Genomic DNA, 2,028 nt, shown 5'->3' with positions numbered 1-2,028 from the left:
CACTTTAAGATTGCTGAACCTTCCATCTTGAGGCTGTATAACGATTTCCTTTTTATCCGTATCAACGATGATAAACGCCTCATCCTTATCCATTGCCATCAGCTTGTTGAACTGCAAGTTAAGATGTTCAGTTTCTCTGAAAAAATTGCTTTGTAAATAAAAAATATTAATGTCTGGATTATCTGTTCCACTTGCCGCCACACCGTTTATAATGGAACTCCACACTTCCCCTTTTTCATCCACAATTCGCAAGTCCTCGAATCCGAAGATTTTCTTCGTATTTTCGGCGTCATACTCTACTTCGACTGCTGTCTTTATCGGTCCGATTGTGATTGAGTGGATGTGTATTTTTTGTCCATCAACTACAACAGTCCTATTAACTGCATATTGTTCTCTTTTCACAGGCTTCAAGTCGACTTTAAATGGGATTTGAATTGTTTCAATTACTTGATCGTCCCTAATGTCATCAGCAAATTGATACTCCAAAATCATTTCTTCAGTCGGCACAGGACCGTCAAATTTAATCTCAGTCGTACTGGTCAACAATAAGTCATTTTTTGGGTTCCACGATGTACTAAAGGAATGATCATTTGCAATTTCCTTCCCATTGGTATCGAGTATTCGATATCCTTTTATATATTGATAAGGATGCTGCTTTGTATTATATTCAAATGTCGAAAAGGCGATCATACTTGATTCATCGGTAATAATGCCTTCAAGTGTGACTTTTACGCGTACTGTTTCCCCAGTTGTCCCGATAATCTGGTAGTGCTCATTTTCAATCGCCATTTGAATTCCTTTATTATCTTGGATCATGTCGACGAGTCCCGAAAATCCGGGGATCGCAGACACGGCATTCGCAAATGCAGGCGATACACGGATGGAGGTGATAAAAGTAAGAATAAGAATGGCAGCGATAGCAGTAGACCATAAACCGCGTTTTAAAAAGCCACGTTTTTTATTTTCACGATTTCTTTTAGCCGTTTCGAATCCGATTAGTATCGCTCGTTCCAACCGTTCAGCAGGTCCTTCCCTCTTCTCAATTTCCTCTTTCCACTTCTTCAATTTTCTTTCCTCTTCCGTCAAGTCGGTTCTCCTCCTTCCCCTCGAAAAACAATCGTAATGATTTGACTGCCTTATAAAGGCGGGTTTTAACGGTTCCCTCCGGTGTCGATGTCATATCGGCTATGTCTTTGATTTTGATATCATGGAGATATTTGAGATGCACTAATTGACGATCGTTTTCGGATAAATGACGTAGTGCTTCCTCCACTTCAAGGTATGTGAAATCATCGCTGATCCCTTCCATATCAAACACAGTTTCTTCCAATACATAGCGCTTCCTTCTTTGCAGAATATCCCGGCAATGATTCATCATGATTCTGATAAGCCACGTCTTTGCATATTCTGGCATCCGCAACGTTTTTATCTTCTCGTATGCACGCATCGTCACTTCCTGCACTGCGTCCAAAGCATCTTCTTCGTTTTTCAAATAAGCAAGCGCTGTTCTGTAGAGCGCCTCTTTGTTCTCAGAAATGAGCTGTAAAAATGCTTGATCATCTCCGCGAATAGCCTTTTCAGCAAGTTCTATCTCTGTCAATTCCCCACCTCCGACTTCCTCTCTTTACATTAGACCTGCGAATACGAAAAAAGTTTTCCATACCCAAGAGTCCAACCCATTTCTTTCATTGTTACATAGGATAGGAAGAATCGCTTGAAGGGAGAGACATGATGACGAATATGAATCACGAGGACGAACAATGGTATCCGCAATTGCCGGAAGGATATTCAGGGGAGGCTCATGAAATGCAAGGACATGGGATGGACGGATGGATGCCCGGCACAGGCATGGCTAGTTATGGGATGAACGACTATATGACAGGAATGGCAATGCCAAATTCGGGGATGAATGACTGGATGACAGGGATGGTGATGCCGGGCTGGGGAGAAAATCAAACAGGCATGCCGCCAATCGGTCCTCCTGGATTCCCGCCGGGGCAAGGCGGCCCTGGGTTTCCTGGATTTCCA

General features: G+C 42.6%; 2 protein-coding genes and 1 pseudogene. 1 reads left to right on the top strand and 2 read right to left on the bottom strand.

What is annotated here, in order from left to right; genetic code table 11:
- The coding region (locus AWV70_RS18710; protein WP_201024398.1) for a DUF4179 domain-containing protein at window positions 1-1,086 on the bottom strand (1,086 nt) is incomplete at its 3' end.
- Window positions 1,040-1,600 (bottom strand): sigma-70 family RNA polymerase sigma factor, encoded by a 561-nt coding sequence (locus AWV70_RS18705; protein WP_060210042.1) that lies wholly within the window; start codon window positions 1,598-1,600, stop codon window positions 1,040-1,042. The genes AWV70_RS18705 and AWV70_RS18710, both read right to left, overlap by 47 nt.
- Before the next feature lie 131 nt (window positions 1,601-1,731).
- Here AWV70_RS18705 and AWV70_RS23920 point away from each other — a divergent pair.
- A pseudogene (locus AWV70_RS23920) lies at window positions 1,732-2,028 on the top strand (hypothetical protein); the annotation flags it as partial.

It is taken from the genome of Sporosarcina koreensis, from assembly GCF_001531445.1.
GTDB classification, from domain to species: domain Bacteria; phylum Bacillota; class Bacilli; order Bacillales_A; family Planococcaceae; genus Sporosarcina; species Sporosarcina koreensis_C.
The sequence above is the reverse complement of the archived record's forward strand: the minus strand, read 5'-3'. Positions and strand labels throughout refer to the sequence as shown.